The sequence below is a fragment of the Faecalicatena contorta genome (genome assembly GCF_003149105.1).
Taxonomy (GTDB): domain Bacteria; phylum Bacillota; class Clostridia; order Lachnospirales; family Lachnospiraceae; genus Muricomes; species Muricomes contortus_C.
Map to the genome: position 1 here is coordinate 43,415 of NZ_QGDS01000006.1, position 15,630 is coordinate 59,044.

At 41.4% G+C, this 15,630-nt stretch carries 12 protein-coding genes, 2 pseudogenes and 1 riboswitch; of the genes and pseudogenes, 11 read left to right on the forward strand and 3 right to left on the reverse strand.

The features are described 5' to 3' along the window. Positions 1 to 97: 97 nt before the first annotated feature. The 8 genes and pseudogenes from A8805_RS11255 to A8805_RS11290 form a co-directional block, all read left to right on the forward strand. On the forward strand, positions 98 to 1,087 hold the full coding sequence (locus tag A8805_RS11255; RefSeq protein WP_109711152.1) for a sugar ABC transporter substrate-binding protein: 990 nt from the start codon (positions 98 to 100) through the stop codon (positions 1,085 to 1,087). Between the two features lie 37 nt (positions 1,088 to 1,124). Then, positions 1,125 to 2,609 (forward strand): sugar ABC transporter ATP-binding protein, encoded by a 1,485-nt coding sequence (locus tag A8805_RS11260; RefSeq protein ID WP_109711154.1) that lies wholly within the window; start codon positions 1,125 to 1,127, stop codon positions 2,607 to 2,609. Between the two features lie 85 nt (positions 2,610 to 2,694). Beyond that, the gene (locus A8805_RS11265; RefSeq protein ID WP_420319470.1) at positions 2,695 to 3,630 is read left to right on the forward strand and encodes an ABC transporter permease; all 936 of its coding nucleotides are present in this window, start codon (positions 2,695 to 2,697) and stop codon (positions 3,628 to 3,630) included. Between the two features lie 266 nt (positions 3,631 to 3,896). Further along, complete coding sequence (locus tag A8805_RS11270; protein ID WP_109711158.1) at positions 3,897 to 4,838, forward strand: sugar ABC transporter substrate-binding protein; 942 nt, start codon at positions 3,897 to 3,899, stop codon at positions 4,836 to 4,838. 1 nt (position 4,839) lies between these two features. Beyond that, complete coding sequence (locus tag A8805_RS11275) at positions 4,840 to 6,141, forward strand: sensor histidine kinase (RefSeq protein WP_242992362.1); 1,302 nt, start codon at positions 4,840 to 4,842, stop codon at positions 6,139 to 6,141. Then, a complete protein-coding gene (locus tag A8805_RS11280; protein WP_109711162.1) occupies positions 6,134 to 6,808 on the forward strand; it encodes a response regulator transcription factor in 675 nt (224 codons plus the stop codon). The genes A8805_RS11275 and A8805_RS11280 overlap by 8 nt, the downstream gene beginning before the upstream one ends. A gap of 3 nt (positions 6,809 to 6,811) precedes the next feature. Next, positions 6,812 to 8,143: an ABC transporter substrate-binding protein gene (locus A8805_RS11285; protein WP_109711164.1), complete on the forward strand. Its 1,332-nt coding sequence runs from the start codon at positions 6,812 to 6,814 to the stop codon at positions 8,141 to 8,143. A 95-nt stretch (positions 8,144 to 8,238) separates the two neighbouring features. Next, a riboswitch (glycine riboswitch) is annotated at positions 8,239 to 8,344 on the forward strand. Positions 8,345 to 8,446: 102 nt separating this feature from the next. Continuing rightward, a pseudogene (locus A8805_RS11290) lies at positions 8,447 to 9,103 on the forward strand (glycine cleavage system aminomethyltransferase GcvT); the annotation flags it as partial. A gap of 53 nt (positions 9,104 to 9,156) precedes the next feature. Here A8805_RS11290 and A8805_RS23000 read toward each other — a convergent pair. The 3 genes and pseudogenes from A8805_RS23000 to A8805_RS11305 all read right to left on the reverse strand — a co-directional run. After that, positions 9,157 to 9,945, reverse strand: a pseudogene (locus A8805_RS23000) (FecCD family ABC transporter permease); the annotation flags it as partial. Then, positions 9,942 to 11,003 carry an iron-siderophore ABC transporter substrate-binding protein gene (locus tag A8805_RS11300; RefSeq protein WP_242992364.1) on the reverse strand — a complete coding sequence of 354 codons (1,062 nt, stop codon included), beginning with the start codon at positions 11,001 to 11,003 and terminating at the stop codon, positions 9,942 to 9,944. The pseudogene A8805_RS23000 and the gene A8805_RS11300, both read right to left, overlap by 4 nt. A gap of 133 nt (positions 11,004 to 11,136) precedes the next feature. Beyond that, positions 11,137 to 12,153 carry a LacI family DNA-binding transcriptional regulator gene (locus A8805_RS11305; protein WP_109711166.1) on the reverse strand — a complete coding sequence of 339 codons (1,017 nt, stop codon included), beginning with the start codon at positions 12,151 to 12,153 and terminating at the stop codon, positions 11,137 to 11,139. Positions 12,154 to 12,384: 231 nt separating this feature from the next. Here A8805_RS11305 and A8805_RS11310 point away from each other — a divergent pair, with 231 nt between their 5' ends. From A8805_RS11310 to A8805_RS11320, 3 genes are all read left to right on the forward strand, one after another. Beyond that, complete coding sequence (locus A8805_RS11310; RefSeq protein WP_109711168.1) at positions 12,385 to 13,203, forward strand: MerR family transcriptional regulator; 819 nt, start codon at positions 12,385 to 12,387, stop codon at positions 13,201 to 13,203. A 218-nt stretch (positions 13,204 to 13,421) separates the two neighbouring features. After that, positions 13,422 to 14,270, forward strand: a complete 849-nt coding sequence (locus A8805_RS11315; protein WP_181392810.1) for a MurR/RpiR family transcriptional regulator — start codon at positions 13,422 to 13,424, stop codon at positions 14,268 to 14,270. 268 nt (positions 14,271 to 14,538) lie between these two features. Further along, positions 14,539 to 15,624, forward strand: a complete 1,086-nt coding sequence (locus A8805_RS11320) for a 2-hydroxyacid dehydrogenase (RefSeq protein WP_109711172.1) — start codon at positions 14,539 to 14,541, stop codon at positions 15,622 to 15,624. Positions 15,625 to 15,630: the final 6 nt, after the last annotated feature.

The window sequence follows — 15,630 nt, forward strand, 5'->3', positions numbered from 1 at the left end:
AATGTAACTTGAAATTGATTACGTTGTACACTTGTACAAAAAAAGAAAGATTGACATAATAAATTTATATAAATTAGACAAAGGGAGGAAGAAAAAAATGAAAAAAAGAATTTTAAGTGTATTATTGGCAGGGGCTCTTGCAGGTACCATGATTGTGGGATGCAGCAACGGAGAAAGTAAAAATGAGGGAAGCAAAAGTGAAAGTGCTGAGAGTAAAGAGGACTCTGGCGAACATTACAAATTTGCTTATACTTGCATGGATGGAACAAACCCATTCTTTGTAACAATTGAAGATGAAATCAGAAAACAGGTTGAGGCAAATGGAGATGAATTGATTTCTACTGACCCGGCAAACGACGTATCGCTTCAGATTACTCAGGTAGAGGATATGATATCTCAGAATATTGATGGTATCTTCCTGAATCCTGCTGAAGCAGAAGGTATCATGCCGGCATTGGATGCATTGAAGAGTGCGGAAGTACCAATTGTCAATTTTGATACGGAGGTTGCTGACTTGTCTTATGTAGCATCATATACAGGATCTGATAACTATAATGCCGGCAAGGTATGTGGTGAAGACCTGGTTAAGAAGTGTCCGGATGGAGGAAAAATCATCGTGCTTGACAGCCCCACAATGAACTCTGTAACAGACAGAACAAATGGATTCCTGGAAGCCATTGAAGGAAAAGGATTTGAAATTGTGGCACAGCAGGATGCAAAAGGAAATCTGGAAGTGGCTATGGGAATTGCAGAAGACCTTCTTCAGGGAAATCGTGATATTGTAGCAATCTTTGGCGGAAATGATCCTACAGCACTTGGAGCACTTGCAGCAGCAAATGCAGCAGGCTTGAAAGATGTTAAGATTTATGGCGTAGATGGTTCACCAGACTTCAAAACAGAGCTGGCATCAGGAGATTCTCTCCTTGAAGGAACTGGAGCACAGTCACCAATCGCAATCGCACAGAAATCTGTAGAGATTATGTATAAAGTAATGAAAGGTGAGAAGGTAGACGACAGATATCCGGTTGAAACATTCTTAATTACTGCAGATGATGTAGAAGATTATGGAATAGATGGATGGCAGTAAAAGGTAGTATATCCGGAATCGGGAAGCAGGTGGAAGTTTGAACGAAAAAATATTATTGGAAATGCACCATGTACATAAACGTTTTGCGGGAGTTCATGCATTGAATGATGTCAGCTTTGAGTTAAAGGCAGGTGAGGTTCATGCACTTCTCGGGGAGAACGGTGCCGGAAAATCTACACTGATTAAAGTACTTGGAGGCATATACCAGGCAGACGAAGGTGAGATTCGCATTGACGGAAATAAAGTGGAAATCAAGGGCGTAGAAGATGCCAAAAAAAATGGAGTTGCGATTATCCACCAGGAACTTGTACTGGTGTCACACATGACTGTGGCGGAAAATATTTTTCTTGGCAGGGAATTTGGGAAAGGTGTTTTAGTAAATCGCAGGAAAATGAATGAAGAGGCTCAAAAGCTTCTGGATGAACACCAGGTACATATACGTGCCGATGTACTTGTGGGAAAGCTGACAATTGCTCAACAGCAGATGGTTGAAATTGTAAAAGCAATCTCCCAAAACTCAAAAATCCTTGTTATGGATGAACCGACTTCCTCCATTGCAGATAAGGAAGTGGAATTTCTCTTTGAAACTATGAGGGAGCTGACAAAACGGGGAGTAGGAATTATTTATATTTCCCATAAGATGAGTGAATTGGAGCAGATATGTGACAGAGTTACGGTTATGCGTGATGGTATGTATGTAGGAACCGAGGTGGTCAAAAATACCACAAAAGACAAACTGATTGCCATGATGGTAGGAAGAGCGTTGGAGAACTACTATACAAGAGATTACCAGGAACCTGGAGAAGAAGTGCTTCGATGTGAGCATATCTCTGATGGGAATATGGTTAAAGATGTAAGTTTTCATTTGAAAAAAGGTGAGATCATCGGATTTGCGGGTCTGGTAGGAGCGGGACGCAGCGAGACGATGAAAGCCATCTTTGGTTTGACAAAGGACGTGTCAGGAGAAATCATGATAAACGGCGGGAAAGTGAAAGTGACATCTCCCGTTGAGGCTATGAAACATGGGTTAGCACTTGTACCAGAAGACAGGAAGCAGGAGGGTCTCTATAAAGTACAAAGTGTCCGGTTTAACATGACTATTGAGGTGCTGGAGCAGTTTATAAAAGGCATCTCAGTGGATGATAAAAAAGAGATAGAACTGACCCAGAAATACATTGATATGATGTCTACAAAAACACCTACTCAGATGCAGAAAATAGGTAATCTTTCCGGAGGTAACCAGCAGAAAGTAATCATAGGCAGATGGCTTGCAACCAATCCAAATGTGTTGATTCTGGATGAGCCTACAAGAGGTGTAGATATAGGGGCAAAATCAGAGATTTATGTCATTATGAATGAGCTGGTAAAAAAAGGTGTATCAATTATTATGGTTTCTTCGGAATTACCGGAGATTATCAATATGAGTGACCGTGTTTACGTGATGGCTGAGGGCCGGGTAACTGGATGTCTGAATCACGACGAAGTAACTCAGGAAGCTGTTATGCTGCTGGCAGCGCATTAGAGTTTATTGAGAAGGAGGAGGAATCATTATGGCTCAAATTAAAAAGAAAAAGTCAGAGCTGCCTGTAAGCGATAACAAAGGTCTTATGTTTTTAAGGGAAAATTTGGGAATCCTTATTGCACTTGCGATATTGTGTGTACTGTTGTCATTTTTGCCGGCAACAAGCAGCTCATTTTTATCATCACAAAATATATTTAATGTTTTGAGACAGATTTCCACAAACATGTTGATTGCCTGTGCCATGACGATGGTTATCATACTGGGAGGAATTGATTTGTCTGTGGGATCCATCATAGCACTGTCTGGTGTTATAGCGGCAGGATGTGTGGCAAGATATAATCTTCCTATAGCAGCAGCTCTGCTGGCGGGTGTGCTGGTAGGTACTGCAATTGGAGTCTTTAACGGATTTGTTATTAGTAGAACGACAATCCCGCCATTCATTGTGACACTGGCTACCATGAACATTGCAAGAGGACTTGCAAAAGTATATACAGGTGGTTCTCCGGTTCGAGTCATGTCAAAGCAATGGCAGTTCATCGGTGGAGGCTATGTAGGTTTTATACCAGTACCGGTTATCATCATGGTGATTGCTGTTGTAGCGACAGCATTATTGATGAATAAAACAAAGATGGGACGCCACATTTATGCTGTGGGAGGAAATGCACAGGCAGCAGTATTTTCAGGTATCCGTGTGTCAACGGTGAAATTTACTGTCCACGTATATGCAGGTTTAATGGCTGGTATTGCAGGTATTATACTGGCATCCAGGATGTATTCCGGACAGCCGACAGCCGGGGAGGGAGCAGAGATGGATGCCATCGCAGCGGTAGTTGTAGGTGGAACCTCTATGGCAGGTGGAGCTGGTAAAATAGGAGGTACTATTATTGGTGCACTGATTATTGGTGTGCTGAATAACGGACTGAACTTGATGAATGTCAATTCATTCTGGCAGGATGTGGTTAAGGGAGCTGTTATTTTACTGGCAGTATTTATTGACTATATCCGAAATAAAAACGCATAATGAAACAGCTGGGAAGCTGCTGGACAAAATGTACAGCGGCTTCTTTTCTGATATAATAGGAAACTACGTTTCCTATTATACAAGAACCCTCCGGATGCACACTACGCGCATAAGGAAAATGGCCGCTAAAGCAACCGCGCTTCGGCGCGAGAGTCTGTCTTGCCAGACTCTTTATTTTATACAAAACAGTATTCTTTGAAAATTATAGAAAAAACCCAGGAGTGTATTATAATAAGTAATATGAAGAGGAAAGGTGGACTCAAAAGATGAAAAGCATAGCAAGGGCTTTGGCCTGTGCATTTGGCGTAATATTGCTGATGACAGCAGCGGGCTGTGAAAAGGAGAGCACCAGACAGAAGCATATATTCGGAGCTACTTACATGACTCGGAATAATCCATATTTTGATGTTTTAAATGCGGAGCTTCAGGAGGCTGTGGAATCTAACGGGGACAAATTGATTGTACGAAATCCGCTTCAGGACCAGAGTAAACAGAACAAGCAGATTCAGGATATGATTGATGAGGGGATAGAAGTTCTGTTTTTGAACCCGGTAGATCAAAAGGAAGTCAAACCGGCACTCCAAGCCTGTAAAAAAGCAGGAGTTGCAATTATCAATATTGATACGATGGTTGCGGACAGGCAATATGTACTCGGAGCAGTGGAGACAGATCATTATCAGGCAGGACAGCTATGTGCAGAAAATATGATGAAACAGATAAAATCAGGAAGAATTATTATACTTAGGAATCCAGGGCAGTGGTCTATAAGTGAGAGAGTGCGGGGGTTTTTGGATACAATTGCTGAAAAACCGGAATATAAGGTGATCAGACAGGAGAATGCAGACGGAGAGATTGAGGTGGCAGCAGAGGTCCTTTCAGACATTCTTAAAGATGAACAGGAATTTGATGTTATTTTTGGGGGTAATGACCCAATGGCTCTGGGTGCCCTTGCTGCATTACAGAAAGCTGGAATTGAGGAGGGAGTCCTGATTTATGGTGTTGATGGCTCACCGGATTTTAAGTCCATGCTGCAGGAAAATTATGTAACTGGCACAAGCAGTCAGAGTCCGGAGACTATCGCCGGGGTTGCAGCAAAAATGGCGTACAGTTATCTAGAGGGTGAGGAAATAGAAGAATACATAAAGATTCCAAGTACTCTCATAATCAGAGAGAATCTTGATGAATTTGATATAGATGGGTGGCAGTAAAATGAAGAACAGATATATGCATTTTATACGTATACTGTTTCTTGGAATCAATATTTTTTCTGTGGCAGGAATTTGCGGATTCATTTATTTCACTACATTTAGAATCAGTACAGAGGATAATGCAAGGGAATTCATCGGGCAGGTAGCGGCAATCCCCAAATACCCACAGGCTATTTGTGCAATTTGTGGTTTTCTTCTGGCGGTTCTTGTTGTGGATATGATTTTGAGGGAAAATAAATTTCAGGAAAATGGCAAGGGGGTTATGGCAACACTTGGGCTGGACTTTCTGTGCAGCCTTGGAATTATTTATATGTTGGATTTTAATTATAACGGAGTCCTTCTTCTTGTGGCTGCAAATACTGTAATCTACATTAAAGACAGAAGATGGACGTTCTTCTTGCTTTCCGCTTCTGCGATGATTTTTCTTGTGGCAGATTATGAATTAATTTCGGTCACGTATAACCTGTATTCAGTACGGAGCTATATCCAGTATTACAGTGGAACCGCACAGCAGTTTTTGCTGGGAGCTTATAATGTTTTGATATCCGCCAATATCTTAATTTTCATACTGTATTGTGTGAATATTATTCTTTCTCAGAGCCGTGATATTGAAGAAGCCAAGAAGAGGTCGGAAAATCTGCAGACAGTAAATGCACAGCTGAAGCATTATAATAAGATGACAGAGAAGATGGCAGAGGCCAGGGAGCGCAACAGAATGGCCCGTGAAATACATGACACACTGGGACATACACTGACAGGAATTTCTGCCGGTGTTGATGCATGTGTTGCAATTATAGATGAAAATCCAGAACAGACGAAGAGACAGTTGGAATTGGTTTCGAAAGCTGTGAGAGGCGGCATTAAGGATGTGCGGCGCTCTGTCTCCGAGCTGAGAGCGGATGCGCTGGAGAGGTTTCAGCTGGAGGAAGCCATACAGGATATGATTTCGGAGATTAATTCTCTGGCAGGAGTAAAGGTATGTTTTCATTCAAATGTGAAGCCGCTGAAATTCAGTGAAGATGAGGAGAACGTTATTTACCGGATTATCCAGGAAGGAATCACGAATGCCATCCGCCACGGTCATGCAGATTGTATCTGGGTTGATGCTCAGAAAGAAGATGGGATTTTTAAACTGAAAATCAAAGACAATGGAGTTGGATGTAAGGAAATAAAGAAAGGATTCGGAACGAAGCATATGAAAGAGAGAGTGAATATGCTTGGAGGAACAATATCCTTTTCGGGAGAAAATGGTTTTTTGATTGATGCGCAGATACCGATAAGATGGGGGGAAGAATATGATTAAAGTACTCATAGCGGACGATCAGGAATTGATACGTCAAAGCCTGGAACTTGTCCTGAACAGCAAAAGGGACATTGAAGTCTCCGGAATTGCAGCAGACGGACAGGAGGCAATACAGTGTATAAGGAAAAATAAGCCGGATATTGTATTGATGGATATCCGCATGCCTAAGATGGACGGAGTTTCCTGTACAAAGATTATTAAAGATGTGTATCCTCAGATAAAAATTATTATTCTGACTACATTTGATGATGACGAATATGTGTATGATGCATTAAGATACGGAGCCAGCGGATATCTGCTGAAAGGAGTGTCCATGGATGAGTTGTGCGATGCCATCAGAACGGTTCACAGTGGGCGGGCAATGATTAATCCGGATATAGCGACCAAGGTGTTGAAGTTATTTTCACAGATGGCACAGACAAACTACACAATTCCTGTTGCGGAAAAGAGCATACAGTCACTCACAAAAACGGAGTGGAAGCTTATTTCTCAAGTGAAAAAGGGGGCAAGTAATAAGGAAATTGCAGATGTCTTGAACCTTTCGGAGGGGACAATCCGAAATTATCTGAGTGCCATTTTGAATAAGCTGAATCTTCGCGACAGAACTCAGCTTGCAATTTGGGCGGTCCAGACAGGTGTACACTACGATGAAGGCGGGGAGATATAAATTTTGAAAGGTAAGTGGAAAAAACTGATTCCGGCATGTGTCATAGTGCTTGGAATTATAGGAATTACAATATTCTGGAAAATGAGCGAAGGAAAGACCGTCCTGGAGTTCGGGATGTTTACGGGAAGCAACTGGGGCGTGGAAAATGCGGATGCCTTTGTGATAATTGACAGAGCGATTGCACGTTTTGAAAAGGCACATCCGGATGTGAAAGTAGAGTATACATCAGGTATCGACAGAGAGGATTACTCTGAGTGGTGTGCGGACAAACTTTTAAGGGGAGACATGCCGGACATCTTCATGGTCCTGGATGAGGATTTTAGCAGATACGTGTCATTGGATGTTCTGGAGAACCTGGATTCCTATATGGAAGATGATCCTGAATTTCAACAAGCAGAGTTTTTTACCAAAGCTTTAGAGATTGGACAGGGGATAGGGGGAGAAAAGGTGCAGTATGCCCTTCCGTACGAGGTAGTACCGACAATGATGTTTGTGAACAAGACATTATTGGAAAAAGAGGGAATACAGATGCCAAGGAAAGACTGGAGCTGGGAAGACTTTTATAATATCTGCCAGAAAGTAACCAAAGATACGGACGGTGACGGCAGGCTGGATCAGTTTGGGACATATAACTATACATGGCTGGATGCAATGTACACCAGCGGAGGAACCGCCTTTGACAGTAAAAACATGGCGGTGGACTTTACCAATACAGGGGTGGTTGAGTCTGTAAAGTTTATGAAAAAGCTGAATCAGCTGTATGGAGGAGAAATTGTAACTCAGGAGGATTTCGATGCAGGAAAGGTAGCTTTTATGCCGCTGAATTTTGCAGAATACAGAACCTACAAGACATATCCGTATAAGATTAAAAAGTATACAAATTTTCAATGGGACTGCACCACATTCCCAGGAATCGTGTCAGGGCAGAATGTATCAAAAGTGGATGCGCTTCTTCTGGGAATTAACAAAGATTCCAGAAAAAAGATGCTGGCATGGGAATTTCTGAGTGAGCTGACTATGGATAAAGAGAGCCAGATGGACATTTTCCGGTATTCTCAGGGAGTACCCAGTTTCAAAACTGTGGCGGAATCTAAGGAAGCAGAACAGATTATACAAGGGGAGATGGACCCGGAAGAGCGGGTAATAGGCGGAGAATTTTTATGTGAAGTAATTGAAAATGGAGAAATTACCCCTAAGTTTTATCAGGATCAGATGTATGAGCAGATTATAAGTCTTGCAAACACAGAGATTGCCAATATATTTGAACAGAATAAGAGTGTAGATATCAGTATGAAAATACTGCAGAGAGAATTACAGCGGTACCTCAATCAGTAAGTTAAAGATAAGTCATGCTTGTTAAAGTAAAGACTATTATTGACAGTATATTTGTATCTAGATATAATAAAGAAAACTAAATAATAACTAATCGTATGAAGAATTTAGGAGAGACTGTTGTGCATGTTGCTTAGTGCATGATGGCGCCGAAGGGGCAAGGAGATATCTGAAACTCTCAGGCAAAGGGATTAAATTCGGACGAATCTCTGAAGATGCGACAGGGAAATAGGAATGTCTATTATAGATGATCCTATTTCTTTTTTATTTTTCAGGAGAAACGAGATGAAAGGAGCTATATTGAGTATGGACTTAAAGACACCACTTTACGATGAACACGTAAAGGCAGGAGGTAAGATTGTCTCCTTTGCAGGGTATTTGCTCCCGGTACAGTACGGGACGGGGGTGATAAAGGAGCACATGGCAGTCAGGACACAGGCAGGATTGTTTGATGTATCCCATATGGGTGAGATTCTGTGTGAGGGGAAGGATGCGCTGGCGAATCTACAGATGCTGCTCACAAATAATTTTGATAATCTTGTGGATGGGCAGGCAAGATACAGCCCCATGTGTACTGAAGAAGGGGGAACAGTAGATGACCTGATTGTCTATAAGAAATCAGATAATCATTACTTTATTGTGGTAAATGCAGCAAACAAGGATAAAGACTATCAGTGGATGATAAACCATAAGTTTGGGGATGCTGTATTTACAGATGTCTCGGAGGAATATGCACAGCTTGCGGTGCAGGGTCCTAAAGCTATGGAAATTATAAGAAAGCTGACAAGAGAAGAAGAGATTCCCTCAAAATATTATCATGCAGTTTTTGATGCACAGGTTGCAGGAATCTCTTGTATTATCTCTAAGACAGGATATACAGGTGAAGATGGAGTAGAACTATATTTTAAAAGTAAAGATGCTGCCCGGATGTGGAATACGCTCTTAGAAAATGGAAAAGAAGACATAGGAATCATATATTTAAGGTCAGGCCCAAAAAGAATGCGCATAAGGTGTGGAATCATAAGCCCCACAAAACCGATAGGTCCTGCTAAAGCTGTAGTAGCTCCGCACAGCAATACCCCCGCAAGGGCTCCCATTCCTTTGGTTAATTTTGTATTGACACCCAAACCTGTAGCTATCTCATCTCCCAAAGCCAGACTGTTTAATGAGGGTATTAGTAATATGGAAATTATAAAACCTGTCAGCAGATAAGGCGTTACCATAATGATATCTGCCCAACCGGTACCACTTATGCTGCCTACTTGCCAAAACCTGAAGTCGTCCATTACCTGAGATTTTGGCAGCATAACCGTACTGACTAAAGAGGCAAGTGCCATACTTGTGGCCGCACCGGATAATGCCAGTTTAATCGGGGTTATTTCCCCGCTTCCAATAGAAGCCATAGCGTATACAAAAACTGCAGTGACGCCTGCACCGGTTAAAGCCAGCCAGATGTATTGCTGTGGCAGATTGATATTGAAAAAAGCAATTCCACATACGACAAATAATGAGGCGCCTGTATTTACCCCTAAGATACTGGGGTCTGCTATGGGATTCCTTGTAATGGACTGCATAAGGGCACCCGATACTCCGAGCGCCCCTCCTGCTATTATACCAAAAACCATTCTTGGAATCCTTGCCTGTACCACACTTACGGTAAATGCATCCCCGTTAGCACCTGTAAGTGCCGAAAGTACGTCGCTTACAGGAATGTACCGGGAACCTGTTGCCAGCGAAAGCATTCCGCATAGCATAGTGAATAGTATACTGAATAGGATTATACTTCTTATCTTAAAGTTTCTCATTTCACCTTTTCTGCTGCCTCATTTAATAAAGAAACATACTCCTCAATTGTTGCAGGGATGGATAATACTGATGGTGTGCAGGATGCCGCCAATGGAGCATTAGGATCTATCATAACCACAGAACCGTTGGCAATAGCCGGTATTTGTCCTACCAAAGAGTCTTCCTGCAGCACTTTCAGCACGGATTCATCTCCATAGGTAACGATAATATCAATATCTTTTAATACATCAACATTTTCAGAGCTTATTGTCACGGTAAATGCGCTGGGATCATCTGCAAGCTGCATAACACTGTCAGGAAAACCAAGTCCCAAATCAGTTAAATAGGAGGCCCGGGGATCTGTAGGCGTGTAAACATAGAATGTGCCCAGATCAGATGCATTGAAATAAAAGAAGGCGGCTGTTTTTCCCTCCAGGCTTTCATACTTCTTTATCTCCTCATTGATTAATTCATCTGTTTCGTCGATTAACGCTTTCGCCTCTGTTTCTTTTCCCATACCTTGAGCATTCAGGAGTGTCTGGTCTCTCCAATATGTCTGCCATGGATATTCAGGATATGCGACAACAGGTGCAATCTGGCTTAATAAATCATATTCCTCCTGAGTTATGCCGGAATAAGCTGCCAGAATAACATCTGGGTTCGTATCGCTGATGGCTTCATAGTCAAGACCGTCCGTATCATCAAAGACGACTGGTTCTTCTGCTCCAAGGTCCTTATACTTGGCTCCTGTCCATGGGGAAAGGCCATTTTCATCAATTTCTCCAAAGTTTGCTTTAGAGACCCCTACTGGAACAATGCCCAGTGCAAGTGGGACATCCTGATTCCCCCATGAAATAGTCGCAATCCGTTCAGGTTCCTTTTCTATAATTGTTTCCCCAAATGCATGGGTGATGGTAATCGGATATGTAGCAGATGAATCTTCAGAGGCCTCTTCTGTGGATTTACCGCCAGTACTGTCTGCAGTCTTCCCGGTGGCTTCCTTGCTGCCGCAGGCTGTGAGTAAGGTTGTAACTGTTAAAAGTGCCATAAGGCTTAATTTGACTTTGTTTAATTTCATATTGTCCTCTTTTCTCCTTCATAAAAATAATCCACTCTTGTTAGTTGCATCTAACTAAGAATGGATTATACGTTAAGACAGAGATTCTGTCAACTAAAAACTAAAAATTATTAAAAAAATTTTAATTAAAGTATTATAAAGAAAAACTATCATGTAAATATAAATCGCAAAAACAGGTATAGTGTATTGGGTCTGCTCCTTTCCCGTCAGCGAGACGCAGAGCTGTATCAAAAGCTTTTATTGTAATCTCATCAAGAGGGCGTGCTATCATGGATAAAGATGGTATGTAATTTACAATATGCTCTGCATCCCCGGAGGAACCAAAACATAGCAGTTCAGCATCCCTTGGAATAAGAAAATGGTTGCGGGCTAAAAGTGGTATTGCACCGAATGCCAGAGTACTGTTCATACATATAATGATTTCCGGTTTTGCTTCCATGTTTAGTATGTAGCGTGCTGCAATGGCTCCGCCAATCATTGTGTTTTCTGTTGCGATAAAAGCATCTTTTGAAAGCTTGATTCCGTTTTCCTCACAGCAGCGTATAAATAAATTAAAATATTCATCTCCGTGCTGCCGGCTGTCTCTTCCTGAAAGTACCAGAATCTTGCTGCAGCCTTTTGCGCTAATCATTTTTACTGCCTGTGAAATAGCTTCGTCTGCCACGTAAGAAACACTGGAATACCTTGAACTTGAATGATTATAGATTACAAAGGGAGCACTCCCGGCGCGGTCTTCCAATTCCTTTAAATCGTTTTCATTTTCTATGCTGATAACCGCAGAATCATAAGCAGATATGTGAACCCGGTCAATTTTCTCTGTCAGCCGGCCTGTTTCATAGGGGCATAGTAGAATATTGTAATCTCGTCCTGTTTGTTTTCTATGCCTGTTGATGCTGGAATGAATGACATTCATATCCATCCATACGGAATTCACCGGAATAAAAAATGCAACTGTCGGCTGCCATTTTTTTAATGCATTTGGTTCATTGGCTGAAGAATTCATTTTATATCCCAGCTGTCTTGCTGCTTTTATTACTTTCTGGGCAGTATCATCTGCTACTTTATGTTCTTTCGCCGTCCCGTTTAATACAAAGCTTACTGTTGATACAGATACTCCTGCAAGCTTTGCCACATCTTTCATAACAGCCATAATTGACCTCCATGTAGATAAATTATATTAATATCTTAACAATATTTGGTTCAGATAACTCTAATATATACACTATAGCGGGAAAATTCAATCTTTGATTAAAATAATTTAAAAATTTTTTAATATTAAATTAAGTTCCACTAATTTGAAAAATCCCTGTTGACTCTCACACTGTGGTATACTCTATATTATAAGTGAGCTCAAAAAACATATATATGTGAGGAATTAAAAATGCTTAAAATAGGTGATTTTTCAAAATTATCAAGGATCAGTATACGGATGCTGCGGCATTACGATGAAATCGGCCTGCTGGTTCCCAAGAACACAGATTGCTTTACCGGCTACCGCTACTATGCAGAGGAACAGCTGCCTGTTGCGGGCAGGATTACAGCGCTTAGAGATATGGGGTTCGGTCTTTCTGCCATAGGCGAAATTCTGAAAAGTTACGATAATCCCCAGGCGCTGGCGGAGTTTCTGGCGGTAAAACAAGCTGAAGTACAGGCGGAGGCTGCCGAAACAAACCACCGTCTTCTGCTCCTTGAAACAGCCATTAAACGGTTGAGAAAGGATGAAACTGCTATGAATTATAATGTGACATTAAAAACTTTGCCAAAACGCTATGTTGCCAGTGTGCGGCAAGTCATTCCTGCCTATGATCAGGAGGGCACCCTCTGGAACATCATGATGAGCGAAACAGCCCCGCTGGGAGTACAATATGCCGACAACTGCCTCAGTCTTGCTGTTTTTCATGATGAGGGATACAAAGAAAGCGATGTAGATGTAGAAATCCAATGCGCCGTAAAGGGCAGCTATCAAAATACCGGACATGTTGTGTTTAAGGATGTGCCGGAGATAGACATTGCATCGGTAACTTACAAAGGCAGCTATGAGCAGCTTACCACCGTGAACCATGCGGTAGCGAATTGGGTAAGGGACAATGGCTACGAGTTTAACGGTGCTATGTTCTGCATCTATCATGTCAGCCCTGCCCAAACCAGTAATCCGGAAGAACTGGTGACAGAGGTGTGTTATCCGGTGAAAAAGAAATAACAAAAATATAAAAGGAGCTAGCGCCAATTGATTGATTTTTAGTCAAGGGGCGGAGCTCCTTATTCTTTGCATCTTTCCAATTTTAATGTCAGCATAATCCGTATATAACTGCAAAACTGTGGATAAAGAACTAGAAAATCTCCTTAATTTATTATATAATGAAGAAGTTCAGGTTAAGATTGCAAAATTATAAGGGGCATCCTGAGGAGGTAATAGCGTTGGGAGGACAGATTTTTTCATTGATTAGAACAAAATATAATACTTTATCAAATTCACAGAAGACGGTAGCGGATTATATACTCAGTAATTCTGATAAAGTGATGCTAAATACGCTGAATGATACGGCGTGTGCTTGTGACGTGAGTGAGACAACAGTGCTTCGTTTTCTGCGCAAGATAGGGTTTACTTCTTATCAGCTGTTCAAGATTAATTTGACGCAGCAACTCTCTACGAATACATCGGAGGTTGTCTATGAAGATGTGACGTTTCAGGATTCTGCTGAACAGATAATGGAAAAGATAATCCAGTCCACCACCAGCTCCATACGGGATAGCAAAGAAATCATAGATGCCGGGAGTGTAAAAAAGGTGGTCGATAAAATATGTGAGGCTAAGAAAGTTGTAATAATCGGCATGGGGGCATCAGGATCAATTGCAACTGATTTATACCATAAGCTGCTTAAGCTTAAATTAAATGCAGTATGCAGCAATGACCCACATATGATAAATATCCTGTCTACTAATTTGGATCCGGAAGATTTATTGATTGTAATTTCTCATTCGGGTGTGAGCAGGGAAGTTTTGGATGCTGCTTCTATAGCAGCGGAGCGAAACTGTGAGATTTGTGCGATTACAAGTTATGCAAAGTCTACTTTGGCCAACCGGGCACAATATGTGATTTGCAGTTCTTCGCTTGAGACAATGTTTCGTTCCGATGCCATGACATCCAGAATTATTCAGATTGTTATTATTGATATTATTTATGTGTGTATCGTAGTTAAAAAAGGTGAGGGGATTCTGCCTCAGATTCACAGTTCGCGGCTTGCAGTAGCAAAAAATAAAATATAGCATTATAAGAGTTGTCCTTGGGTGACTTCTGTAAAACCAAACTTAGAAAGAATATATCACAAAACTGTTAATTGACAGAGTGATATATTCTTTTTTTTGTATAAAGTAAATAAAAAATAAGCGAAGTTTTTGTGAATAAAGACACCGCCTTTCTTATTGACTTATTAAGAAACAAAGGGTATTATAATTACAAAATAGTAGTAAAACTACTGTTAATAAATTAACGGTAGTAATAAAACAAACAATAAAGGAAAAGGAGAGATGCATTATGAAAGCAGTACTTTTAGGAGATGCCATGATTCCGGGCAAAGGATTTGGTGAAGCATGGAAGAAGCACATGGGTCAATACGGAAGTAATATTATTGTTGAGAACTGGGAATCCGATTGGGGACAGCTTCAATACAGAAGGCTGGAAGTAGAGAAAAGAGGACCGGAAATTGAAACCGTCGATGAAACCATTTTGAAGGAGGGAAAAGATGCAGAGGCTCTGATGGGGCTGTTTGTGCCGGTTTCTAGTAAAGTTATGGATGCGATGCCGAACCTGAGATTGGTGGGGGTTTCCAGAGCAGGACTTGAAAATGTAAATGTTGAAGAGGCTACTAAGAGAGGCATACTTGTTTTTAATGTTAAGGGCAGAAATGCACATGCGGTATCGGATTTCGCCGTAGGGATGATGCTGGCAGCAGCCAGAAATATAGCAAAGGCACACCATGCAATTCAGAACGGTGAGTGGAGAAAAACTTTTGTAAACAGCAATGCAATTCCGGAAATGCACGACAAGACGATAGGATTGGTTGGTTTTGGATACATAGGAAAGTTAGTAGCAAAAAAACTCTCTGGCTTTGATGTAAACGTAGTAGTATACGATCCTTATACGAAGGAAGAAGTAATTAATGAAGCAGGAGCTAAAAAGGTAGAGCTTAATGAGCTGATGAGTACAAGTGATTTTGTTTCTATGCATGCCCGTCTGACAGAGCAGAATAAAGGGATGATTGGTGAGAAAGAGCTGGAAATGATGAAACCTACCGCATACTTCATCAATACCGGAAGAGCGGGGCTGGTAGACCAGGATGCGCTGGCTAAAGCTTTGGGAGGACAGAAAATCATGGGAGCCGCACTGGATGTATTTACAACAGAACCAATACCGGAAGACAGCCCCTTCTTAAAGCTGGATAATGTAACCTTGACGACCCATATTGCAGGGACTACTTCAGAAGCACTTACAAATTCTCCTTACTTATTAATGGAAGACATAGCAAAGTTTCTGAATGGAGAGGAGGCACACTTTATTGTAAATAAAGAAGTATTGGAGAATGAGGAGTTTAAAACTTGGCTTGCATCTGTAAGAGTTTAAGGAGGC

Excerpts from the sequence above, each read along its gene's own strand:
- A8805_RS11275 (WP_242992362.1), top strand. The coding sequence starts at position 4,840 with ATGAAGAACAGATATATGCATTTTATACGTATACTGTTTCTTGGAATC.
- A8805_RS11305 (WP_109711166.1), bottom strand. The coding sequence starts at position 12,153 with ATGGCTGTTATGAAAGATGTGGCAAAGCTTGCAGGAGTATCTGTATCA.
- A8805_RS11265 (WP_420319470.1), top strand. The coding sequence starts at position 2,695 with ATGTTTTTAAGGGAAAATTTGGGAATCCTTATTGCACTTGCGATATTG.
- A8805_RS11280 (WP_109711162.1), top strand. The coding sequence starts at position 6,134 with ATGATTAAAGTACTCATAGCGGACGATCAGGAATTGATACGTCAAAGC.
- A8805_RS11310 (WP_109711168.1), top strand. The coding sequence starts at position 12,385 with ATGCTTAAAATAGGTGATTTTTCAAAATTATCAAGGATCAGTATACGG.
- A8805_RS11255 (WP_109711152.1), top strand. The coding sequence starts at position 98 with ATGAAAAAAAGAATTTTAAGTGTATTATTGGCAGGGGCTCTTGCAGGT.
- A8805_RS11300 (WP_242992364.1), bottom strand. The coding sequence starts at position 11,003 with ATGAAATTAAACAAAGTCAAATTAAGCCTTATGGCACTTTTAACAGTT.
- A8805_RS11320 (WP_109711172.1), top strand. The coding sequence starts at position 14,539 with ATGAAAGCAGTACTTTTAGGAGATGCCATGATTCCGGGCAAAGGATTT.
- A8805_RS11270 (WP_109711158.1), top strand. The coding sequence starts at position 3,897 with ATGAAAAGCATAGCAAGGGCTTTGGCCTGTGCATTTGGCGTAATATTG.